The organism is Pseudanabaena sp. SR411 (assembly GCF_002251945.1).
Classification (GTDB): Bacteria; Cyanobacteriota; Cyanobacteriia; order Pseudanabaenales; family Pseudanabaenaceae; genus Pseudanabaena.
Map to the genome: position 1 here is coordinate 1 of NZ_NDHW01000080.1, position 2,627 is coordinate 2,627.

A 2,627-nucleotide genomic window follows, 5' to 3' on the forward strand; every position below is an offset into this window, starting at 1 on the left:
TCATTCTCTTGGATTTGCTCAGTTCTCCATTCTCTGGGTTGCTTCTTCCTGCTCTTTTTCTGATTTTCTTAATCAACTTAGTCTAGACTCCAGTATACAACGCCAGACATCAGAAAGCTCAAGCTTTAGCTGAGTTTAATCAGCGTTATGCGATTGCTGAAGAGAATGTTCGCAAACATGGTGATCAAATTTATTTTTCTCCTGAAGAGAAGAAGTCGATGGAAGAGGCAAAGGAATTAGCAAGTTTCGATCTGCGCCTCAATCAAATTGGTGAAACGGTAGCAATTGTTATTGATGAAAGTGAATTTGCAGAATTTGATCAGAAACTAGGTTTAGATTCTTTTTCTAGCAATCCAGATATTGAAATAGATGATAAGTTGGTTGATGATGAAGCTGATGAATTAAGTGATAATCAAACTACTCGATTTACAGAGTCAGAACTTAAAATGATCGGGCTTCCAGCAATTCGGAAGCAGTTTAATATTACTGCTCGAAGTTACAATGAAGCATTTGCAAAATTGAGTTCACAGGTTATTACTATTCAAAAGGAATAAAAAATCAATTTCAACCAATATCTGAAATATGATCATGCCTTAATTTGTTAAAGTAACTCTCTATACTTTCTTCAAAAGAATTACAAATTGTAGCTCCCCTATTTTGCAAATCTTGTTTCATCTTTGGAGATAACCCATCAGCATCAAAATAAGTGTTTTTATTAGCCATAATTTCTGCTAAGATAGATTGCTCGAAAGTAGTTTTGTTGACTCTTGTTGACACAAAACTTACTAAAGTAAGATGTGCTGCTTTAAAAGATGAGTCATCAATAGTTGCTTTTTGAAAGCTAGTATTAAAAAGCTCTGCTTCTATAAACTTAACGTTAACAAGCTTAGCTCCAAAAAACTCAACTTTATGTAAAACGGATCTACTAAGATTTATATTCTCAAGTCTTTTTCCACTAAGATCTACGTCATTAAGAATAGCTCCAGACAAATTAATTGTCTTTTGTTCTATTTCCGATTGCATATCTCGACGAATAATAACTGTAAGTGCTGCCTGAATATCTTCAGGAGTTTTAGAGATTTTCTCTTCTTGAGATTTCAATATATTAACATCTTCTTCTCTCCGAATAAAAGCACTCAGAATCTCAATGACTATCCAATAATATTGCTTATCCTCTTTGGCGATTCCTTCTAGAGAATAAATAGCTCCTAATCGAGTATGTAGGCTATTGCTGGCTAATTGCTCTGTAGCTTTACTAAAACGGTCAGTAATAAGCCGTGATTCAGCTATTTTGACATCTTTTCTAGATTTTTCTTCATCCAAATCATTTTTTCTTTTTGCTTGCTCAAGATTTTTGTTTGCTATCTCAAGATTTCGATTGGCTATCCTAAAATTTAGGAATAGAAAAACTCCACCTACAATTGTTGCTGATGTTCCAACCCCACCAATAATTGCCTTACTAATTTCTAGTGATGCTTCAAATTTCTCTTTCCCATTTTGGAGGTTCGCATAATTGTTAGTAATTTGACTTGTCCAAGGTGTAATCCATAATGCTAAGAAAAAACCTGTAATTAGTAATGGAAAGACCCAAAAATATTTCTTCATGAGATTATGATTTTGCCTCAATACTACTTATTTTTACACTGAAATTTTATGTGCTATTTTAACTTTATCTTGCTGATTTGGAATAATTTTAAAGTGGTTGCTAGGTGCGATGCCTTAATAAATTAGCGATCACCATTTGTAGAGACTATTTGTGCGATCACCTTGATAATTCAAAATAATAGATTTAGGCGATCTCTTTTTAGCAAATTTTAAGTTTGTTTTGCTACAGCCAAGTCTAATCCCTTTTCAAAAATCTCATTGAGCGCTGTTCATCTCACCATCAGTAGTCATAAACTTGTGATCCTTAGTAGCTCTAATGTGATCGCCATTTTTTAGCTCATCTTCAAAGACTTCTTGATTGCCATGATCACTCTTACAGCGCTTTGCGCTTAATTATGGCTTGCTGAAAAAGAGACTAATCGGAAAGTAGTAGATAAAGAGGAAGAGAGTAACACTTTGACTGTCTATTAGGAAATAGCCAAGAAAGAGAACTAAAGCTAAAGAATTGACTCTTTAGGAGTAGATATGACAGAGGAATCACCTAAGTTCTTTAATGAAGAAAATGCTATCTTGAGAACACTTATACATGAATGGGGGACAAAATCCTATGAATTTAAGCTGGATAGACTGAATAATATTTTTCAAGATAAAATTAACAATGAAAGTGTGTTTAGAGCGCATTATTATTTTGGAGCCAAGCCTGAATCAGAAAGCCCAGATGCTCTAGTACATTTACTTTGCTATAAAGAATATGGAGGTAGTGCTGGAATATTAGGATTTTTGATAAATGAGATTGAGTTGGGAGAAAAAGATGACTCTGATTACTTTTGACGATTCTATAAAGTTAGATACTTCACAAAAGTTGCTACTTAACAAGCACTTTAGTATGGCAAATAGTAATATGATGCCCCATCAACTCGCTGCAATATTAGGGCTAAAGTACTCTACAGCTTTAGTTATAGAACCCATTTGGTATCTTAGGAAGAGTAGAAAAAGGAGTCAAACATGGGATATAGCAGCAG

Annotated in this window: 3 protein-coding genes and 1 pseudogene; 3 read left to right on the forward strand and 1 reads right to left on the reverse strand. The window is 34.0% G+C overall.

Annotation, left to right across the window (positions count from 1 at the left end):
• Positions 1-218 precede the first annotated feature (218 nt).
• The gene (locus B9G53_RS07195; RefSeq protein WP_094530660.1) at positions 219-554 is read left to right on the forward strand and encodes a hypothetical protein; all 336 of its coding nucleotides are present in this window, start codon (positions 219-221) and stop codon (positions 552-554) included.
• 10 nt (positions 555-564) lie between these two features.
• Here the strand turns inward: B9G53_RS07195 and B9G53_RS07200 are convergent, their stop codons facing one another.
• Positions 565-1,605 carry a pentapeptide repeat-containing protein gene (locus tag B9G53_RS07200; RefSeq protein WP_094530662.1) on the reverse strand — a complete coding sequence of 347 codons (1,041 nt, stop codon included), beginning with the start codon at positions 1,603-1,605 and terminating at the stop codon, positions 565-567.
• A gap of 525 nt (positions 1,606-2,130) precedes the next feature.
• Between B9G53_RS07200 and B9G53_RS07205 the strand changes: the two genes are divergently transcribed.
• Positions 2,131-2,436, forward strand: a complete 306-nt coding sequence (locus B9G53_RS07205) for a hypothetical protein (RefSeq protein WP_094530664.1) — start codon at positions 2,131-2,133, stop codon at positions 2,434-2,436.
• A pseudogene (locus tag B9G53_RS27965) lies at positions 2,417-2,627 on the forward strand (hypothetical protein); the annotation flags it as partial. The gene B9G53_RS07205 and the pseudogene B9G53_RS27965, both read left to right, overlap by 20 nt.

Coding starts and splice junctions, on each gene's coding strand:
- B9G53_RS07200 (WP_094530662.1), bottom strand. CDS start 1,605: ATGAAGAAATATTTTTGGGTCTTTCCATTACTAATTACAGGTTTTTTC.
- B9G53_RS07205 (WP_094530664.1), top strand. CDS start 2,131: ATGACAGAGGAATCACCTAAGTTCTTTAATGAAGAAAATGCTATCTTG.
- B9G53_RS07195 (WP_094530660.1), top strand. CDS start 219: ATGGAAGAGGCAAAGGAATTAGCAAGTTTCGATCTGCGCCTCAATCAA.